Source organism: Micromonospora sp. NPDC003197 (assembly GCF_053590565.1).
This window is the reverse complement of the sequence record NZ_JBSFTE010000044.1, coordinates 1-19,170: the sequence shown is the minus strand read 5'-3', so window position 1 is coordinate 19,170 and position 19,170 is coordinate 1. Positions and strand designations below refer to the sequence as shown.

Sequence of the window (19,170 nt, the reverse complement as noted above, 5' to 3'; positions counted from 1 at the left end):
AGCCGGCTTCCCCTCGCCCGCGCCGGGCACCTCGGCCAGCTGTTCTGCCCCGGCTGCGGCAGTCAGCTCGACCGGCAGCTTGTCTGCGGCCGAGTAGGCGACGACTGCCTTGACGAAGGCGGCGAACAGCGGGTGCGGCCGGGTGGGCCGGCTCTTCAGCTCGGGGTGGGCCTGGGTGGCCACGAAGAACGGGTGCAGTTCCCGGTCGAGCTCGATGAACTCCACCAACCGGCCGTCCGGGGAGGTGCCGGAGAACCGCAGCCCCGCCTTGCTCAGCGCGTCCCGATAGGCGTTGTTCACCTCGTACCGGTGCCGGTGGCGTTCGCTGACCTCGGTGTCGCCGTACGCCTCGGCCACGATCGACCCCTCGGTCAGCCGCGCCGGGTAGGCACCCAGCCGCATCGTCCCGCCCAGGTCGCCCCGGCCGGCGACGATGTCCTCCTGGTCGGCCATGGTGGCGATGACCGGGTGTCCGGCCTGGTCTTCGAACTCCAGCGAGTTGGCACCGTCCAGGCCGGCCAGGCTTCGAGACACCTCGATGGTCATGCACTGCAGGCCGAGGCAGAGGCCGAGGATCGGCACCCCGTTCTCCCGGGCGTACCGGGCCGCCCCGATCTTGCCCTCGATGCCGCGTACCCCGAACCCGCCGGGGATCAGAATGCCGTCCACGCCGGCCAGGGCGGTGGCCGCACCGGTGGCCGTGACGCAGTCGTCGCTGGGCACCCAGCGCAGCTGCACCCGGGCCCGGTGGCCGAAGCCAGCCGCCCGGATCGCCTCACTTACCGACAGGTACGCGTCGGGCAGGTCGACGTACTTGCCGACGACCGCGACCTGGACCGTGTGGATCGGGTGGTGCACCCGCTCCAGCAGGTCGTCCCAGCGGGTCCAGTCGACGTCCCGGAAGGACAACCCCAGCCGGCGTACGACGTAGGCGTCCAGTCCTTCGCGGTGCAGCACCTTGGGGATGTCGTAGATGCTCGGCGCGTCCGGGGCGGCGATGACCGCTTCCCGGTCGACGTCGCAGTAGAGCGACAGTTTGTGCTTGAGCTGGTCCGGGATCTCCCGGTCGGACCGGCAGACGATCGCGTCGGGCTGGATGCCGATGTTGCGTAGCGCGGCCACCGAGTGCTGGGTCGGCTTGGTCTTCAGCTCGCCCGAGGGGGCCAGGTAGGGCACCAGGGACACGTGCAGGTAGAAGCAGTTGTCCCGGCCGATGTCGTGGCGGACCTGTCGGATCGCCTCCAGGAACGGCAGCGACTCGATGTCACCGACCGTCCCGCCGACCTCGGTGATCACCACGTCTGGGATACGGCCGTCCTCCCCCGGGTCGGCCATCGACCGGATCCGGGCCTTGATCTCGTTGGTGATGTGCGGAATCACCTGGACGGTGTCGCCGAGGTACTCCCCCCGCCGCTCCTTGGCGATGACCTCCGAGTAGATCTGGCCGGTGGTGACGTTCGCCTTGCCTGACAGGGCCCGGTCGAGGAACCGCTCGTAGTGGCCGACGTCCAGGTCGGTCTCCGCGCCGTCCTCGGTGACGAAGACCTCACCGTGCTGGAACGGGTTCATCGTGCCCGGGTCGACATTGAGGTACGGGTCGAGCTTCTGCATCACGACGCGGAGGCCGCGCGCAGTGAGTAGATTTCCGAGGCTGGAGGCGGTCAGGCCCTTTCCCAGCGAGGAGGCGACGCCTCCGGTGACGAAAATATGCCTGGTCGTCCGTGCTGAAGGGGCCAACGCCTGCTCCCGTGGTCGTCATTGCGGTCGTGCAGACCGGCGTGCCGATCAAGAGAATGATCACGCGATCCACGGGACTCCACGGTAACACCTCCGGCGACCGGGGCAGGGGCCGCACCCAACGTCCGGTGGGTGGCCGAGCGCGAAAACCCCCCGGCCGTCGCGGCTACCGTCAAGTAACGGTGGTCTCGACCGAAGTCCCGGCCTCTACGGTGTCCGTCGAGTCGGTAACCCCACCGGATCGGTCGGAAACGTCACCGTCGCGACCGGGGACGCCACCGCTGCTGCCGGGTCCGACACTGGCCGGCGCGGACCGGGCGGCTGGCACCTTGCCCGAACCGGTGCCGCCCGAACCAGCACCGCCTGAACCGGTGCCGTCGACCGTTACCGGCGGGACCGGGACATCCGGCACGGTGGCCGGCTGGGTGCGATCGGTGGCGTGGTCAAGCACTCGCAACGCGGCCAGCGCTGCCATCGGGATCGTCACCGTCGCCGCCGCCCCGGCCACGTTCAGCGCGGAACTGCCGAGCACGCCACCAATCAGGGACGCCACCACGATTCCGGCCATACCCGCTCGAATCGCCGGATAAATCCCAAACAGTCGCTTCAAGCCGCCCCATGGTTGCAACAGGGCGAACCACACCAGGGCCATCCCGGCCAGCGCAATGATGGTCAACGGACTACCGACCAGGGCATCGAAACTGGACGCCCCAGACCGGTGCACAGTCAGCCCACCCGTACCCTCGCTGAGGGCACCGAGGAAGCGGCCCAGACTGCCCCGCTCCGCCTCCGGCTGGCTCATGTCCACCACGGCGAAGCCAGCCGTCACCGCCAGCCCCGCCAGAGTCGCCCAGGCGACCCGGCCGAAGGTCAACCAACCGCCAGTACTCATCACCGAGGCGACACACACCCCAGCGGTCAACGCCACCGCGCCGACCGGGTCGCCGCCCAGGTAGGGGTTGCCGACGAGCACCACACCGACCGCCCCGACCAGCGCCATCACCGCCGGCCGCCAGCTACGCCGTACCCGCTGCGCCAGCCACCCCGCCGACAGCAGGGTGCCGGCAACGAATACCCCCAGGCCCACCACCCCGACGCCGGTGTACCGCCCACCGGCCAGCGCCGAGTACCCGGCGACTCCGTTGAGCTGGAGTTGGGCCCCGGTCGCCACATCGGCCCCCACGGAGAGCGCCGCCAGCCCGGCCACCAGCCCCAACGGGCCGAGCGTGTTCGCGTACCCCCGATGGAACCGGACCCCGACGGTGGCCACAACGAGCAGCAACACGGTGACCACAGCGAAATAGAGACCGGCCTGGTCACCCCGCCACCACGGCACCAGGTCGGCGAGCAGCGCGGCTGGCACCGCCAGGGCGGCGGCCACGAGCAACGCCTCGACGACCGCCACCACCCGCGGCGACACCGGCACCGGCCCGCCCGGACCGGCATGCCGGCGAGCACGGCGCAACAGGGGCAACACGGCGATCGCCAGCAACACCTGGAAGCCGGCCAGCAACCCGAAGAACCAGGTCGTCACTCCCCGCTGCGCATGCACCTCCCGGTCGGCGTCGGCGGGGGCCGTGACAGCCGCCGGCAGGCTAGTCGGCCGCCCCTCGACCGACGTCACCGGCTGACCGATGAAGAGCTTCTCCGGAATCGGGCGGCCGAGTGCGGTCAGCGCCGTGGGGGCCAGGTCGATGAGCTGAACATAACCATCCCGGCCGGTGCTCGCCGAGGTGAGCCAACCACGTTCCCAGCCGGGACCGTCGGCCACGGCCACGTGCAGCCGGGATACCGGGTCGGTGTCGGACACCCCGGCGACGATCACCAGCGAACGCTCGGGTCGGGCCGCCAGCAGTCGCGCCAGTCCGGCGTCGGCGGCCCGGGCGGTCTGCGCCCGTACCGCCGGCTCCTCCCCCGCCACCACGCCGAGATCCACGATGCTCAACGCGCAGGACGAGAGCAGCCCGGCCGGATCCTCCGGCAACGTCGGCTCGTAGCGGTCCACCCGCCCGAACGGGCGTGCGGCGGCCACCGCCGCGCCGGGACCGACCGCGATCGTGCACCGCACCGATTCGGCCAGCGCCCCGGGCACCGCACCCCAGGACAGCTTCTCCTTGTTGAGCTGTACGGTGGACCGCTGCGCCGGTAACTGGGCACCCGTCCCGTCCGGCTGTTCGACGGCGACTTCCAGCTCGGGGCACTGCCCGGCGACCGGCTCTTCGTTCCATGCCGCGTAGTTGCCGGCACCAAGCGTCAACCACCCGTCCACCGGACAGGTGGGCTGACGAGCCGAGCGGACCGAGAGCGAGCCGATCGACCCCTGCTCTGCCAACCGCCACAACGTAGGCGTGTCCTGCTGGTTGACGTCCTCCCAGCGCAACCCGGCCACACCGACCAGCACCACATGGTCGGCGGTGCCCTGGGTCGCGGCGGCAGCCGGGCGAGCGGCCGACACCGCCATCCCGAAGATCATCATCAGGACGACCAGCAGCGCGGGCATCACCCGCCTCGACCAGACGGAAATCGACCTTCGCCGCATCAGCCTCGCCCCGCCGGCGGTCCGGTCTCTCGACTGGCATCCGCGCCCGACGGCACGAGCTCGGCGTAGACGGCGGCAACGGCGGCGACCGTGTCGTCCTCGGTCGGCCAGGTAGCGGCCTGTGCCGTGCCACGTCGCGCCAGATCCGCCCGTCGATCGTCGTCGGCCAACAGCTCCCGCACCGTCCGGTCGATCGCGTCCACGTCGTCCGGCGGCACCAGCACCGCCGCGTCGCCCACCAACTCGGGCACGCCACCGACGGCGGTGGCCACCAGGGGTACGCCGGCACGCAGCGCCTCCTGGGCGAACAGTTGCCGCGCCTCCCAGTCGCTGGTCACCACCGCCAGATCCGCACCAGCGAGCAGGTCGGCCACGTCCGTCCGGTGCCCGAGCAGGCTGATCGGCGCACGGGCAGTCGAGATCCGGGCGGCCAACTGCAGGTAGCTGGGACCGCTGCCGGCGATCACCACGACCGGCGGCGGGTCAAGGTCACGCCATCGCGCGGCGGCATCCACCAGTAGGTCGTACCGCTTCTGCGGGTGCAACCGCCCAACTGACAAGATCATCTTTTGCTGTGGGGCGATGCCGAACTCCGCCCGTACCGCTGCCCGGCCCCGCCGAGGCTCCGGCAGCGTCGGCGCGGCCACCGGCCCCAACCGGGCGTCGGTGGCACCGAGCGCGGTGGCCCGCTCGACCAGGTCGGCGGAGGCACCAAGGGCGACCCGAGCCCGACGCGCAACCACCCGCTCCACCAGGCGGGAGATTCGGCCGCGCAGACCGGTGGCAAGCACCGCGTTGTGCCAGGTGACGACGAGGGGGGCCGTCGGGCGGGCCAGCGCGGCCACCAGACCGGCCCGCAGGCCGTGCGCATGTACGACATCGACCTGTTCATCGAGTACCCGCCGCAGAGCGGTAACCGCCCGGCCGTCGGCCGGGGTCGGATTCGCCGGAATCTGCACCGCTTCGAACCGGGCGCCGGTGCCGGTGAAGTCGAACTGCTCTTGAGTCTCGGCCGGGCCACACACGATCACCGACGCACCACCGGCGACCAGCCCTCGGGCCAGCGAGGTGACGTGCTGGCCGACCCCGCCCGTGCTGGAGGCCAGGACCAGAACCACCGTCCCGCTCCACCCCGTAGCCGCCCCGGAACGCTCGCTCCTCGCGCTCACCATGCCCGCCTTCCGTTCGCGACTGCGGGGCTCACTCGCTGCGCTCGCTCACTCCTCGCGCTCACAGATGCCCGCCCTCCGCTCGCGACTGCGGGGCTCGCAAGCTCGCTCCTCGCGCTCACAGATGCCCGCCCTCCGCTCGCGACTGCGGGGCTCGCAAGCTCGCTCCTCGCGCTCACCGGGACACCGTTTCCTTTCCGATCCCCTGGTCGGGACCATCGTCCCGATCGGTACGGGCTCTGTCCGGGTCGCGCGGGCGACCCCGGCCGGACAGGCGGCGGATCCGCCGACCGAACGTCGCGATCATGGGGCGTACGTCGTGTCGGTCCAGCGGATAGGCCACCGCGAGGAAGACCGCCCCCACGGCAATACCGGACAGCATGCCCTGTAGGAGCGAACCAGCGACTCCCGGGGTGCCACGCCAAGCATCACCCAACCACTCCGCGACCACCAGCCCCGCCACCGAAGCAAGTGCTCCGGCGAACAGTCCGACAACGCCGGCCCGACCCAGTCCGGCCAGCGCCGGCCGCCCGGCCCGACGGGCCACCACGGCGATCAACAGCACGCCGAGCACCAACATGCCAACGGAGTTGGCCGACGTCAGCGCGAGCACCCGGTCGTCGACCGGGAGACCGATGGCGAGCAGCACCCCCGTAACCGGTACGACCAGCCAGCCGCCCGCCGTCGCGGCCGCCGCTGCCCGGGTCTCCCCCCGGGCGTACAGGGCCCGGGACAGCACCGCGAACAACCCGTACCCGAGCAGACCTGGTGCGAAGCCGACGATGCCGGCGGCCGCCGCAGCCGAACCCTGGATGCCGGGGAAGATTCCGGTCACCGGCCCGGCGGTCGCGACCAGCAGCGCCGCCCCGAGACAGCTGAACAACAGCACCGCCCGCGCGGTCGGGGCCAGGGTACGTCGGAACGCGTCCTCGTCGCCGGTGGCGTTGGCGGCGGCCAGGTTCGGGTACGCCGCCGAGGCCAGCGGCACGGCCAGCACCGCCCAGGGCAGCAGGTACACGGTCTGTACGGCGTTGTAGATCACGACCGAGCCGTCCGGGCCGCCGTCGGCGAGTTTCGTAGTGACCAGCAGGGCGACCTGCTGGCCCACGACGGTGACCGCCCCGGCCAGGGCGAGCCCGCCGATCTTGCGGCGGACGTCGGCGGTGAACGTGTACCCGGGCCGCAGTCGCAGACCCAACTGTCGTATCGGGATGAGCAGGCACAGTGAGAGCACCACCACTCCGAGTGTGGTGCCGATCGACAGGATCAACTCGCCGGTGAGGCTGAGCTGGGCCAGTCGAAGGTTCCGGCCCTCCACCACGACGAAGGTCAGATAGGCGGCGATCACCGTCAGGCTGGAGAGCAGCGGGGCGATGACCGGCCAGGCGAACCGACGGTGCGCCTGGAGCACCCCGGTGAGCACGATCCCCACGCCGTACAGCGGCAGTTGCGGCGCGAAGATCTGCAGCATTCGGCTACCCGTGGCGAGCTGTGTCGGGGTCGGATCGTCGGCGATGATCGACAAAATCGGGCCGGCGAAGACGGCCACCACGATCGCGAGCGGCACGAGCAGCAGCAGCGTCCAGGTGAGCAGCGCCCCGCTGGTCGCTGCGACCGCTGCCCGGTCGCCGGCCACCACCGCACCAGCCAGCAGCGGTACGACCAGGCTGGCCAGTGCCCCGCCGGCCACGATCTCGAAGACGATGTTGGGCACCGTGTTGGCGATCAGGTAGATGTCGCCCAGGTCGCTGCGGTCGCCGACCATCCAAGTGAAGACGGCGGTACGCCCGAAGCCAGCCAATCGACTGGCCACGGTGAGTACGGCGATGAGTGCGGCGGCACCGGCGACGCGCCCGGCGCCGGCGAGGGGTGCCGGAGTGTTCACGTCAGAAGGTTCGCCGTCCCCACTCATCCAGTTCCCGCAGGCCCCGGGTGTTCTGGATCACCTTGGTGAAGCTGACCTTCTCGCTGGCGGCGGTCAGTACGGCGACCGCCGCCAGGATGCCGGCCCGACCGACCGGCCCGGTACGGGCGGCGAGCGCCACCCCGAGCAGTGCGCCCAGTGCGTTGGCGCCACTGTCGCCGAGCATGACCCGCTCGTCGAGGTCGGTGGGGAGCAGCCCGATCGCCGCGCCGACCGGCCCGGCGGCAAGCCCACCAGCCCGGCCACCGGCCAGGGGTGCGCCGAGCAGGACACCCGCCTTGAGGGCCCGGCCGGGACGCAGGTCCAGCAGATTGACCAGGTTGGCGGTGCCGGCGACCACCCCGGCGCCGAGCAGCACGTCGGCCAGTCGGCCGAGGGTGCCCTGCTGGTGCCGACGCCGGTGGGAGCGGACGTCCGGGTCGATCGCGAGCAGTGCGGCGGCCCCGAGGCCGGCCGCCCCCACCCCGGCGATCTTGACTAGCCCGCTGGTGACCCGTCCCTGGCGCAGCGCCGCCAGGTGACCGGCGAAGCCTTTGGCCGCCTTCTGTTCCGGCCGGGCTCCGACCACGTCGTCGTAGAAGCCCACTGCTCCGGAGCCGAGCCCGGCGACCAGGGTGGCGGCTGCGGCGGGGGGGCTCGGCGCGCCGAGGGCACCGGCCACCGCGGCACCGACGGACAACGCCGGGCCGGCGGCGAGGGTCACGGTACGGCCCCGGAAGTTGGTGCGGTCCAATGCTGCCGCGTCCGGGTGGGCGCTCACGGTACGCAATGCCGCCCGCGCCGCCACCGCGCCCAGGCCCGCCACCAGTAGCCGGCTGGCGATGCCGCGCCCGCTCATGCTGGGGCCTTCGGCGGGATCAACGCGGCGGCACCGGTGTTCAGGCCGTAGTGTCCGACCCGACGGCTGACAACCTGCTCCACGGTGGCAAGCGCCACGGCCAGTTGGCCCTGGGTGGTGTTGGAGTTGTCGACCGTCGAGATGGCCTGGGCGTAGGTGGGATTACTGCGGACCGAGGCGACCAGGTTGCCTTCGCCGGCGCCCCTGCCGGCCACCACCACGGCGGCTACCTTGTCGAACTGGGAGACCATCTGCAGCACGGACTGGTCCTTCTTCGCGGCGTTCTTGTCGGTGTGCGACTGCCCGCTGATCACCACCACCGCCTCGGCCGGTCCATTGACCTTGTCGGCAACGGTGAGATAACCGGCATTCCCGTACGCGGTGAGCAGCCTCCGGCGGTCCGCCTCGGTGACCGGGGGGCCGGTGCGGTTGAGCAGGGCACTGGAGAGCAGTGCGCTGGAGGTCTCCACACCGTCGCTGTTGCCGGGTAGTGCGGAGGTGGGCAGGACCGGCTGCGCACTGCTCTCGGCAAGTTCGAGCAGCGGGTCGTTATTCTCCGGCTCGAAGAATTTGTCTGAAATGTCAACCCGGCCGGTGATGGTGGCCCCGGTGCGCCGCAGCATCTCCGTAACGCCCTCGATGTGCTCCCGCCCACTGGGCAGAGTCAGCAGCAGAATCCGACGACCGGCCAGCGTGTTCGGCAGCACGACGTGCGAGATTTCGGCGGCGAAGTCCTCCTCCAGCTTGAGTTCCTTCTCCAGGCTCGAAACGTTCTCCCGCAACTGTTCGTTGCTTCTGCTCAACCCGGCGACCCGCTCGTTGAGCGAATCGGCCACCGGACCGTTGAGCGCTGCGGTCCCGACTATCAGACCGATCGCCAGGGCGAGAAAAACCGCGGTGAGTGACACCACGTGGTACCGGAAATTAATCACACCTACAGCCTCTTGGGTCGGTCCGGGGGGTCAGAAGAGCTGGCCGAGCTGGAAGACTAAATTGCTCCACCATTCCGAGACCACCCCGAGGTAGGCCTTGCCGACGGTGGAGACCGCCACGGCGGATGCCATCGCCGCCACAGCCGAGAGCACCAGCAGCAGCAGCGACGATCCAGAGATGCTCTGCCGGTAGAGCCGGCTCACTCCCTTGGCGTCGACGAGTTTGCCGCCGACCTTGAGCCGGGTGAGGAACGTCGAGGCCATTCCGCCGCGACCCTTGTCCAGGAACTCGACCAACGTCGCATGGGTGCCCACCGCGACGATCAGGGAAGCTCCCTTCTCGTCGGCGAGCAGCATGGCCAGATCCTCACTGGTGGCGGCAGCAGGAAACGTATCGGCCGAAACTCCGAGCTGCTGGACCCGCTCCAGGCCAGGTGCCCGCCCGTCGGGATAGGCATGCACGATCACCTCGGCTCCGCACCGGAGGACGTCGTCGGTGACCGAGTCCATGTCACCAATGATCATGTCGGGTGTATAGCCGGCCTCGACCAACGCATCGGCACCACCATCGACCCCGATCAACACCGGCTTGTACTCCCGGATGTATGGGCGAAGAACGTCCAGGTCGTCCTTGTAGTCATAGCCGCGAACCACGATCAGACAGTGCCGACCCTGGATGTGCGTCTCGATATCCGGTACGCCCACACCATCGAGCAGCAGGTCGCGTTCCTGTTTGAGGTACTCCATGGTGTTGGCGGCGAATGCCTCCAGCTGAACCGACAGCCCTTCCCGGGCATCGGCCATCGCCTTGGCCACGGTCTCGGCATCCTGAAGGCTGCCATGCGCCACCGGCTCGCCATCGACCAGCACGGTGTTCCCGTCGATCCGTACGGTGTCGCCCTCACGGATCTGCTGGAAGACACCCTCCCCGAGGTCGTCCAGGAGCGGGATACCAGCATTGATCAGCACCTCTGGACCGAGGTTCGGATAGCGACCCGACACCGACGGCTTGGCGTTCAGCACCGCGCCCACTCCGACGGCGACCAACGAATCCGCCGCGACCCGGTCCAGATCGACATGGTCGATCACGGCGATGTCACCCGGCCGGAGCCGACCGACGAGACGTTTGGTACGGCGGTCGAGGCGCGCGGTACCGACGAGGGTTCCGGGCGCGGCGCTCCGGTTCCGACGCAGAGTCGGTAGGCGACGCAAGGTGGGTAGACGCATCGTGACCATCCTGGCATGTGAGGCAGGGTTTTCTGTCGCGACATGCCTTGAGCAGGGCCGCCACCCCACGGAAGCACATCCACCCTACCCGGACGTGGCAACGGTTACATCATCCGGTTCACGAGCGCCGCTCCCGGGCCGCCACGGCCAGGAGTTCTTCCGCGTGAGCGATACCCAGATCCGAGTCCGGCAAACCCGCCAACATCCGCGCCAGTTCCCGCGCCCGCTCGGTGTCCTCCACCACCCGTACCCCGCTGGTGGTCACCGCACCACCGGTGTCCTTCGCCACCACGAGATGCCGATCGGCAAACGCCGCTACCTGCGGCAGATGGGTCACCACCAGCACCTGGTGAGTACGCGCCAACCGGGCAAGTCGACGCCCAATCTCCACCGCCGCCTGCCCACCGACCCCCGCGTCGACCTCGTCGAACACCAGCGTGGGCGGACCGCCCGAGCCAGCGAACACCACCTCGATGGCAAGCATCACCCGAGACAGCTCACCACCGGACGCCCCGCGCTGCAACGGCAGCGCGGGCGCACCCGGATGCGCCAGCAGACGCAACTCCACTTCGTCGGCACCGTCCGGCCCGACCCCGCACTCGATGCCGTTGACCCGAAGCGTCGGCTCGGATCGTCCGGCAACCCGGGGCAGCACCGCCACCTCGATACGGGCGTGCGGCATGGCCAACCCGGCCAGCTCCACACTGACCTGCTCGGCAAACCGACCCGCCGCCTCCCGCCGCGCCGCCGACAGCGACTCGGCCACTTCGGCCACCTCGCCGGCCAGTCGCTCCCGCTCCCGCTCCAGTTCGTCCAGCAGTTCGTCGGAGGTGTCCAACTCGGACAGCCGCACCCGGGCCCGGTCCGCCCAGGCGATCACGCCGTCGACGTCGTCGGCGTACTTGCGGGTCAGTGCCCGCAACGCGGCCCGTCGCTCGTACACCGTCTCCAGCCGGGCCGGATCGGCGTCAAGCGCGGCAAGGTAGGCCGACAGCTCCGCACCGACGTCCCCGACCAGGGTCGCCACCTCCTCCAGCCGAGCCGCCAGGTCACCGAGCACCCGGTCCACCCCGGCCTGCGCCTCCAGCGCCCGACGGGCCGCCCCCAGCAGCATCGTCACGTCCGGGGTCTCGTCGGCCGGCTCCCCCGCACCAGCGACGCACTGTTGGGCGGTCTGCGCCGCGGTACGCAGCCCCTCGGCGTGCTCCAACCGTTGTGCCTCGGCCTTGAGCTCGTCATCCTCGCCCGGCTGCGGGTCGACCCGGGTGATCTCATCCAGGCCCAGCCGCAACAGGTCGGCCTCCTGATGACGCTCCCGGGCGTTGCGCCGTCGGTCCGCCAGGTCGTCGGCGACCTGACGCCACTGCCCGTACGTCTCCCGGAGCGCCTCAAGGAGTTTCTCGTGCTCGGGACCGGCAAACCGGTCCAACGCGGCGCGCTGCTCGACGGGACGCAGCAGCCGCAGCTGGTCCGACTGCCCGTGCACCGCCACCACCTGCTCGCCGACCTCACCCAGCATCGACACCGGCATGCTCCGGCCACCGACGTGCGCTCGAGACCGGCCCTCCAGGGTGACCGTACGGCTGAGCAGTACCGCACCGTCGTCGTCGGTGTCCCCACCCGCGTCGGTGATCCGGGTGTGCACCGTGGTGGCCGTGGATCCGGTAAGCCGCAGCCGCCCCTCGACCAGCGCACGCCCGGGCTGAGCCCGCACTCGGCCGGCGTCGGCCCGGCCGCCGAAGAGCAGCCCGAGGCCGGTCACCACCATCGTCTTACCGGCGCCGGTCTCGCCGGTGATGACATTCATTCCGCTGGCCAGCGGCAGTGTCGTGTCCTCGATGACGCCCAGTCCGGTAATGCGCAGCTCTTCAAGCACAGCCAACGACAGTAGTGGCGAGGCCTGACACTTGACCACCCGACGGGTGAGGAAGGGCCCCTTCTTATCGCATTCTGCCTAAGAAGGGGCCCTTCCTAACACCTTGGCAACACGACGCCCCTCAGCGGCGGCTACCCCGCCAGCCGTGCACCGGTAGTCCGAACTTGGCCACCAGCCGGTCGGTGAACGGCCGAGGCCGCAGCCGGACCACTCGGACCGGCAGATCTCCCCGCCGGACGCTGACCCGCGCCCCCGGTGGCAGGTCGTAGACCCGTCGACCGTCACAGCACAACACCGCCAACGTGGTGAACGGGTCCACCGTGATCGAGAAGGTGGAGGTGGGGGCGGTCACCAAGGGCCGGCTGAACAGTGCGTGCGCGCTGATCGGCACCAGCAGTAGCGCCTCCACCTCCGGCCAGACCACCGGACCACCGGCGGAGAAGGCATAGGCGGTCGAGCCGGTCGGGGTGGCACAGACCACGCCATCGCAGCCGTACCGGGACAGCGGCCGCCCGTCCACGTCGACGAGCAGTTCCAGCATCTGGGCGCGCTCGCCCTTCTCGACGCTGACCTCGTTCAGCGCCCACGACTCGATCGCCGGCCCGCCGTCGAACTCGGCAGTCACGTCAAGGGTGAGCCGCTCATCCACTGTGTAGTTACGGCTCACCACGTCCCGGACCGCCAGGTCCAGATCGTCGATCTCCGCCTCAGCGAGGAACCCGACCTTGCCGAGGTTGATCCCCAGCAGCGGTGCCTTGGCCGGCCGGGCCAGGTCGGCCGCGCGTAGGAACGTCCCGTCACCGCCCAGCGCGATCACGATCTCCGCGCCTTCCGCGGCGGTCGGCCCGCTCACCGGAAGCACCCCGGGCAGGTGCAGATCGTCGGCCTCCTCGGCCACCACCCGCACCTCGAAGCCGGCCGCGATCAGATCCGCCGCGACGGTACGGGCGTGCTCGGTGCTACGCCGCCGTCCGGTGTGCGTCACCAACAGGGCCGTACGGCTCATCGGCTCGCCTCCCCCACCGGCGGTGCGCCGGTCACCGACCCGCCGGAATGCGGCTGCTCCGGCAGCAAATGGACCGGACCGGCGGCGACGACATCCCGTACCCGCTGCTCGTCGGCGGCTGGGGCACCACGTCGCAACCACACGAAGAACTCCACATTGCCGCTCGGTCCGGGTAGCGGGCTGGCCGCCACCCCGGCCAGACCGAGCCCGAGATCGAAGGCCGTGGCCGCGACGTCGAGCACCGCCTCCGCCCGCAGCCCCGGGTCGCGTACCACCCCACCCGCGCCCACCCGCTCCTTGCCGACCTCGAACTGTGGCTTGACCATGAGCACCAGGTCGCCGTCCGGCTCGGTACAACCGGCCAGCGCCGGCAGCACCAGACGTAACGAGATGAACGACAGGTCGGCCACGGTAAGGTCGACCGGGCCGTCGATGACCTCCGGCGTCAGGGTACGCACGTTGGTGCGCTCGAAGACCCGTACCCGCTCGTCACTTCGCAGCGACCAGGCGAGCTGACCGTAGCCGACATCGACGGCGACCACCTCGCGCACGCCAGAGCGGAGCAACACGTCGGTAAAGCCACCGGTCGAGGCACCCGCATCGAGGCAGCGCTGCTGCGCAACCCGCAGCCCGTCAGGCACGAAGGCGGCCAGCGCGCCGGCGAGCTTGTGCCCGCCTCGGGAGACGTACTCCTGGGCCGGATCCTCCCCCACCACCCGGACCGCGTCGGCGGGATCCACCATGGCCGCCACCTTGCGGGCAGTCACCCCGCGTACCTGGACCCGGCCGGCCTCCACCAGCGCGGCGGCCTGCTCACGTGATCGGGCCAGGCCGCGACGGACTAGTTCGGCATCAAGCCGGGTACGACGTGCCATGGGGCGGTTCTCCGAAAATCGGTGCTGGTCAGTTTTGGTCGATGGTGGCGAGGGTTTCCCGCAGCGTCTGATGTGCGGCCTCGTACTGGGCGATTTGATCCGCCGGGGAGAGGTTGGCGGCGTTGACAAGGGCCTGGATCGCCGCGTCAACGGCCGGATGCCCGGATCCTGAACCATCCCCCGGCGTTACGGACGGCGGCCCTGGTGTTACGGATGGCGGCCCTGGTGTTGCGGATGGCGGCGAAACCGAGGATGGGCCTGGTCGGAACCCACCGGGGAAAACCGGCACACCCCGGAACGGGCCGGGTACGGGTGCGCTCATGCTGACACCTCACGATGACGGATCACGCCGCACCGGTCCCCGGCGGCAGCTTGCGGGTCGAGTTCGACTTGGTGGCCGGCGGCGGTCCGGTCTTCTTGGCGGCCACCTGCGTGGCCGTCGTCTTCTTCGCGACCGTCTTCTTGGCGACGGCCTTCTTCGCCACCTGCTTGGCCGCCACCTTCTTGACGACAGCCTTCTTCGCCACCGCCGACTTGGCTGCCGTCTTCTTCGCGGCCACCTGCTTGGCCGGCGCGGACGCGGCAGCCGCCCCCGCTGTGCCGGCTGTGAGCGTCCCGGCCGACGTGGCGGCGGTCATCTCGCCTGTCGCGCTGGCCGCAGTCGAGGCGGTGGTCTTGGCCTCCTGCAACTCGCTCTCCAACTGGCGGACCCGATTCGTGAGCTCGGCCACCTCGTCGGCGGTAGCCAGGCCCACCGCACCCAACGCCCGATCGACCTCGAAACGGATGATCTTCGTCAACGCTTCCCGGTTGGCCAGCCCGGTGGAGACCAACTCCTCAGCCAGCGCCTGCAGTTGGGCAGCGGTAGCGCCACTGGAGCCCACCAGCCTCCGAGCGACCGTCTGCGCCCGTTTCCTCGACGCCTCCGTCAACCCCAGGGCCAGCTCCAGATAGGCCCGCCATGCATCCTGCATGCCCATATCCTTCCGCAATGCCAACTGTTCGCTGTCACGCTACCGGTCATCCGTTCGTGACCGGTGCGGTACGGTGCCGGGGAGCAGGCGCGTCATGCGCAACGAGGCGTCGTGTGTGACCAGGAGGCAACGGGTGGCCAGCGTGGACGAGTGCCGGCAGGCGTTACAGGAGCTGGCGAGCCGGCTGGAAGCCAACGCCGAGCGCAACGGATTGGTCAACCTCGACCGCACGCTGGCCTGTCGGCTCACCGACCTCGGCGCCGCGTTCCACGGCCGGATCAACGGTGGACGGCTGATCGGCCTGGAGGACGGCGACGACCCGAAGGCGAAGATCGCTCTCAGTACGACGAGCGACGACCTGATCGCCCTGGTCCAGGGACGGCTCGACCTACCGAAGGCCCTCGCTGGTCGACGGGTGTCGATCAGCGCGAGCCCCCTCGATTTGCTCAAGCTGCGCAAGCTGATCTGACTCCGTCAGCTACCGGCAACCCGCGACCCGCCCGGGGTCAGTACGGGAGTCCGAACTCCCGCAGTACCCCACGAGCCGCCTCGCAGCCCGCACGCACCGGCTCACCGCCGCTCCACGCCTCTGCGCACAGCAAGGCAAGGGCGTCGAGACCTGATCCGTCTCCGGTCAGTTGCCGCGCCCCATCCTCGCCGGTCACCTGCCACCCGCTCGTACTCGCCCCAGCGGAGTATTCCGGCGCGCTGGGTAGTTGCACCACGCCCGACAGGTCGAACAGCCCGCCCAAGTCGTGCGCCACATACGTGGGTCGGGTCGTCGGCGCGGCGGCGAGCAGATCCGCCGCCGTACTCACCCCGGTCAGCACGAGCAGGCTGTCCATTCCAGCCCGGACCGCTCCCTCGATGTCGGTATCGAGTCGATCTCCAACCACGAGTGGACGACTCGCCCCAACGCGATGGGCGGCCGTATGGAACAGCGTCGGCTCGGGCTTGCCCACCACCAGGTCCGGATCCCGGTCCAGGGCGGTACGCAGTACCGCCAGCAGCGAGCCGTTGCCGGGAAGCGGTCCGCGAGGGCTGGGCAGGGTACGGTCCGCGTTGGTCGCGATCCAGAGGGCCCCGGCGCGTACCGCCACCGAGGCTTCGGCCAACTCGGTCCAACCGACCTGGGGCCCGTACCCCTGCACGACGGCTGCTGGGGCATCGTCAGCCCGGCCAACCGGTACCAGCCCGGCGGCGCTCACCTCGGCCCGTAGGGCCTCCGCGCCCACCACCAACACCGGCGTTCCGGGAGCCATCCGCTCAGACAGCACCTCCGCCGTCGCCGCAGCCGAGGTAAGAACCTCTTCGGTACGGGCTACGATCCCCATCCCGGTGAGCAGCGCGGCCACCTCCGACGATCGACGCGAGGCGTTGTTCGTCGCATACGCCAACTGTCGCCCTTCGGCGTGCAGTTGAGAGATCGCCTCGACCGCACCGGGAACCGGCCGGTCGATCAGGTAGACCACGCCATCCAAATCGAAGATGACAAGGTCGTACCCGTCGACCAGCCGGTTCCCGGAAACGCTACTCACGAACGGTCCGACCCCGGACGCTCTGCGGACTGCTCTGGCCGGACCGCCTCGACGTCAACGTCGGTGTCGGCGGGGCCCGTGGCCGTGACCGGCTGATCTTGATCAGCCACGACAGCCGGTGCCGAGGCCACAGCCACGTCGGCGTCCTCTTCCTCGTCCTTTTCCGCGTCCTCGTCCGCGTCCGTGTCGATCGCCGAGAGTTGGTCGGACTCCGCCTCACCTTCCGGGTTCAGCTCTTCCGCACCCTCGTCCTCGTCCTCGTCGTCGTCACCTTCCAGCACCACGCCGTCGAGTTCCAGCAGCCGTTCTGCCGCATCGGTAGCGGCGTCCTCGTCCGCGTCAGCCGCCCGAGCGAACCACTCCCGAGCCTCCTCCCGACGGCCGACGGAGAGCAGCGAGTCGGCGTACGCGTAACGCAAGCGGGCCGTCCACGGCTCGGCCGGCTCACTGGTCAGCTCACGTACCTGGAGCATCGCCACTGCCGCGTCGCCCTGTCCCATGTCGGAGCGAGCCCCGGCAGCCACGATCAGTAGTTCGATCGCACCTGCCTGGTCAAGCGCCTCCCGGTCAGCCCCTCGGTAGAGGTCCACCGCGCGCTCTGGACGTCCCAGCGCGCGCTCGCAGTCGGCCAGTACGGCAAGGTGGGTCTGCCGGCCACTCATCCGGTGGTACGTCCGCAACTCGGAGATCGCCGTCTGCCATTCGCCCGCGTGGTACGCGGCCAGTCCGACGGCCTCCCGTACCACGGCGATACGCGAGGCGAGCCGACGTGCGGCCATCGCATGGGCCAGTGCTTCCTGCGGAACCTCGTCGATCAACTGTCCAGTTGCCACCAGGTGCCGCGCCACGGTTTCCGCGACCGGCTTGCTCAGCGACAGCAATTCGGCCCGGACGGTGCTGTCCAGGTCGGTCGCAACGATCTCGTCGGGCAGTGCGGGTGCTGCCCCGGCCTCCCGAGCACCTTCGCGCGTCGGTTGCTCTGGCCGGTCACGCCGGTCGTCACGCCGGTCGCGGGCACTCCGATCATCGCCGTCCCGACCTCGATAACCGCCCTCGCGCCGCCGATCCTCGAAGCCGCTACGTCGGTCGTCGCGCCGGTCATCGCGCCGTGGACGCTCGTCACGGTAGCCGCCCGGCCTCGGCCTGTCCTGGTCGCGCCGGAAGTCCCCGCCACGCGATTCCCGATCACCGGACCGGAAGCCACCTTCGCGCCGGTCACCGCCCTGGAAACCACCCTCGCGGCGGTCACCACCTCGGAAACCACCCTCACGGCGGTCGTCGCGACGGAACCCGCCCTCACGGCGATCATCCCCACGGCGCTCGTCCCCACGGCCGAATCCGCCCTCACGCGGCCCGGACCGGAAGCCACCCTCACGACGGTCGTCGCGACGGAAGCCACCCTCACGCGGCCCCGAACGGAACCCGCCCTCAGACCGGTCACCGCCGCGGAAACCGCCGCCTTCGCGCCGGTCACCGCCTCGGAAACCACCTTCCTGGCGTTCGCCACTCCGGAAGCCACCCTCACGGCGGTCGTCGCGACGGAAGCCACCCTCACGCGGCCCCGAACGGAACCCGCCCTCAGACCGCCGGTCGTCCCGACGGAAGCCGCCCCCAGACCGGTCGCCACCCCGCGAACCGTCTTCGCGACGATCGTCCCTGCGGAAGCCCTTTGAGTCACCATCGTTGCGGTAGCTGCCGCCTCGGGAATCACCTTCGCGGCGATAGCCGCCCTGGCCACGATCGCCGGACCGGGAACCACCCTCACGCCGGTCGCCACCTCGGAAGCCACCCTCAGACCGGTCGCCACCTCGGAAGCCACCCTCACGACGGTCTCCACCCTGGAAACCACCCTCACGCGGCCCGGACCGGAAACCACCCTCACGACGGTCGTCCCGACGGAAACCACCTTCAGACCGCTCACCGCCCCGGAAACCGCCGCCCTCGCGCCGATCACCGCCCCGGAAACCACCTTCCCGACGGTCACCACCCCGGAAACCACCCTCGGAACGCTCGTCCCGACGGAAACCACCTTCCCGACGGTCACCGCCCCGGGAGCCGCTCTCACGGCGGTCGTCCCCACGGAAGCCACCCTCACGGCGCGGCCCGCGGAAGTCACCGCCCGAGCGATCGTCCCGGCGGAAACCCCCGTCGCGGCCGCCCTGGCGGTCCCGATCGCCACCAGAGCGGGGGCTACTGCTGCGGTAACCACCCCGCTCTGCTGAGCCACCCCAGGGGTCACGGTCACCCCGCTCAGACTGGCCACGATCTTGACGTGGAGCCCAGCCCCGGCCGTCGTCACGGCGGGGCCGATCGTCGTAACGACGCGGACGATCTCCGTCCTGCGGTCCTGAACTCACGGGTACATCCTTCCTGATAGCGCCACTAACGGCGCAACGCAGTTGAGGGCCACCCGATATGGGTGGCCCTCAACTGAACGATTGTCCGGCGGTGTCCTACTCTCCCACACCCTCCCGAGTGCAGTACCATCGGCGCTGGAGGGCTTAGCTTCCGGGTTCGGAATGTAACCGGGCGTTT

Annotated in this window: 15 protein-coding genes, 1 rRNA gene and 1 pseudogene; 1 reads left to right on the top strand and 16 read right to left on the bottom strand. The window is 70.2% G+C overall.

What is annotated here, in order from left to right:
• Positions 1-18 precede the first annotated feature (18 nt).
• The 12 genes and pseudogenes from ACWDV4_RS29880 to ACWDV4_RS29825 all read right to left on the bottom strand — a co-directional run.
• Positions 19-1,737 (bottom strand): annotated as a pseudogene (locus tag ACWDV4_RS29880) (CTP synthase); the annotation flags it as partial.
• Between the two features lie 172 nt (positions 1,738-1,909).
• Positions 1,910-4,237 carry a hypothetical protein gene (locus ACWDV4_RS29875; RefSeq protein ID WP_449985609.1) on the bottom strand — a complete coding sequence of 776 codons (2,328 nt, stop codon included), beginning with the start codon at positions 4,235-4,237 and terminating at the stop codon, positions 1,910-1,912.
• A 38-nt stretch (positions 4,238-4,275) separates the two neighbouring features.
• Entirely contained in the window at positions 4,276-5,448 is a 1,173-nt protein-coding gene (locus ACWDV4_RS29870; RefSeq protein ID WP_449985607.1) for a glycosyltransferase family 4 protein, read from the bottom strand.
• 172 nt (positions 5,449-5,620) lie between these two features.
• A complete protein-coding gene (gene murJ / locus ACWDV4_RS29865; protein ID WP_449985605.1) occupies positions 5,621-7,330 on the bottom strand; it encodes a murein biosynthesis integral membrane protein MurJ in 1,710 nt (569 codons plus the stop codon).
• A 1-nt stretch (position 7,331) separates the two neighbouring features.
• Complete coding sequence (locus ACWDV4_RS29860) at positions 7,332-8,207, bottom strand: hypothetical protein (RefSeq protein ID WP_449985602.1); 876 nt, start codon at positions 8,205-8,207, stop codon at positions 7,332-7,334.
• Positions 8,204-9,139, bottom strand: coding sequence for a copper transporter (locus ACWDV4_RS29855; protein ID WP_449985600.1), 936 nt, complete (start codon positions 9,137-9,139; stop codon positions 8,204-8,206). The genes ACWDV4_RS29860 and ACWDV4_RS29855 overlap by 4 nt, the downstream gene beginning before the upstream one ends.
• A gap of 30 nt (positions 9,140-9,169) precedes the next feature.
• Positions 9,170-10,366, bottom strand: a complete 1,197-nt coding sequence (gene steA, locus ACWDV4_RS29850) for a putative cytokinetic ring protein SteA (RefSeq protein ID WP_449985597.1) — start codon at positions 10,364-10,366, stop codon at positions 9,170-9,172.
• A gap of 118 nt (positions 10,367-10,484) precedes the next feature.
• Positions 10,485-12,242, bottom strand: a complete 1,758-nt coding sequence (gene recN, locus ACWDV4_RS29845; RefSeq protein WP_449985594.1) for a DNA repair protein RecN — start codon at positions 12,240-12,242, stop codon at positions 10,485-10,487.
• Positions 12,243-12,363: 121 nt separating this feature from the next.
• Positions 12,364-13,248 carry an NAD kinase gene (locus ACWDV4_RS29840; protein ID WP_449985591.1) on the bottom strand — a complete coding sequence of 295 codons (885 nt, stop codon included), beginning with the start codon at positions 13,246-13,248 and terminating at the stop codon, positions 12,364-12,366.
• Positions 13,245-14,123 (bottom strand): TlyA family RNA methyltransferase, encoded by an 879-nt coding sequence (locus ACWDV4_RS29835; protein WP_449985588.1) that lies wholly within the window; start codon positions 14,121-14,123, stop codon positions 13,245-13,247. Before ACWDV4_RS29835 ends, ACWDV4_RS29840 begins: the two co-directional genes overlap by 4 nt.
• Before the next feature lie 28 nt (positions 14,124-14,151).
• On the bottom strand, positions 14,152-14,445 hold the full coding sequence (locus ACWDV4_RS29830; protein WP_449985585.1) for a hypothetical protein: 294 nt from the start codon (positions 14,443-14,445) through the stop codon (positions 14,152-14,154).
• A 22-nt stretch (positions 14,446-14,467) separates the two neighbouring features.
• The gene (locus ACWDV4_RS29825; protein WP_449985582.1) at positions 14,468-15,097 is read right to left on the bottom strand and encodes a phasin family protein; all 630 of its coding nucleotides are present in this window, start codon (positions 15,095-15,097) and stop codon (positions 14,468-14,470) included.
• Positions 15,098-15,230: 133 nt separating this feature from the next.
• Between ACWDV4_RS29825 and ACWDV4_RS29820 the strand changes: the two genes are divergently transcribed.
• Positions 15,231-15,566, top strand: coding sequence for an SCP2 sterol-binding domain-containing protein (locus ACWDV4_RS29820; protein ID WP_449985580.1), 336 nt, complete (start codon positions 15,231-15,233; stop codon positions 15,564-15,566).
• A 37-nt stretch (positions 15,567-15,603) separates the two neighbouring features.
• On the opposite strand, the gene ACWDV4_RS29815 is transcribed toward ACWDV4_RS29820, so the two are convergent.
• From ACWDV4_RS29815 to rrf, 4 genes are all read right to left on the bottom strand, one after another.
• Positions 15,604-16,635 (bottom strand): HAD-IIA family hydrolase, encoded by a 1,032-nt coding sequence (locus tag ACWDV4_RS29815; RefSeq protein ID WP_449985577.1) that lies wholly within the window; start codon positions 16,633-16,635, stop codon positions 15,604-15,606.
• A complete protein-coding gene (locus ACWDV4_RS29810) occupies positions 16,632-17,483 on the bottom strand; it encodes a Replicase polyprotein 1ab (RefSeq protein ID WP_449985640.1) in 852 nt (283 codons plus the stop codon). Before ACWDV4_RS29810 ends, ACWDV4_RS29815 begins: the two co-directional genes overlap by 4 nt.
• Positions 17,484-17,503: 20 nt before the next feature.
• Positions 17,504-18,715, bottom strand: a complete 1,212-nt coding sequence (locus tag ACWDV4_RS29805; protein ID WP_449985575.1) for a hypothetical protein — start codon at positions 18,713-18,715, stop codon at positions 17,504-17,506.
• A gap of 360 nt (positions 18,716-19,075) precedes the next feature.
• Positions 19,076-19,170, bottom strand: a 5S ribosomal RNA gene (gene rrf / locus ACWDV4_RS29800); the annotation flags it as partial.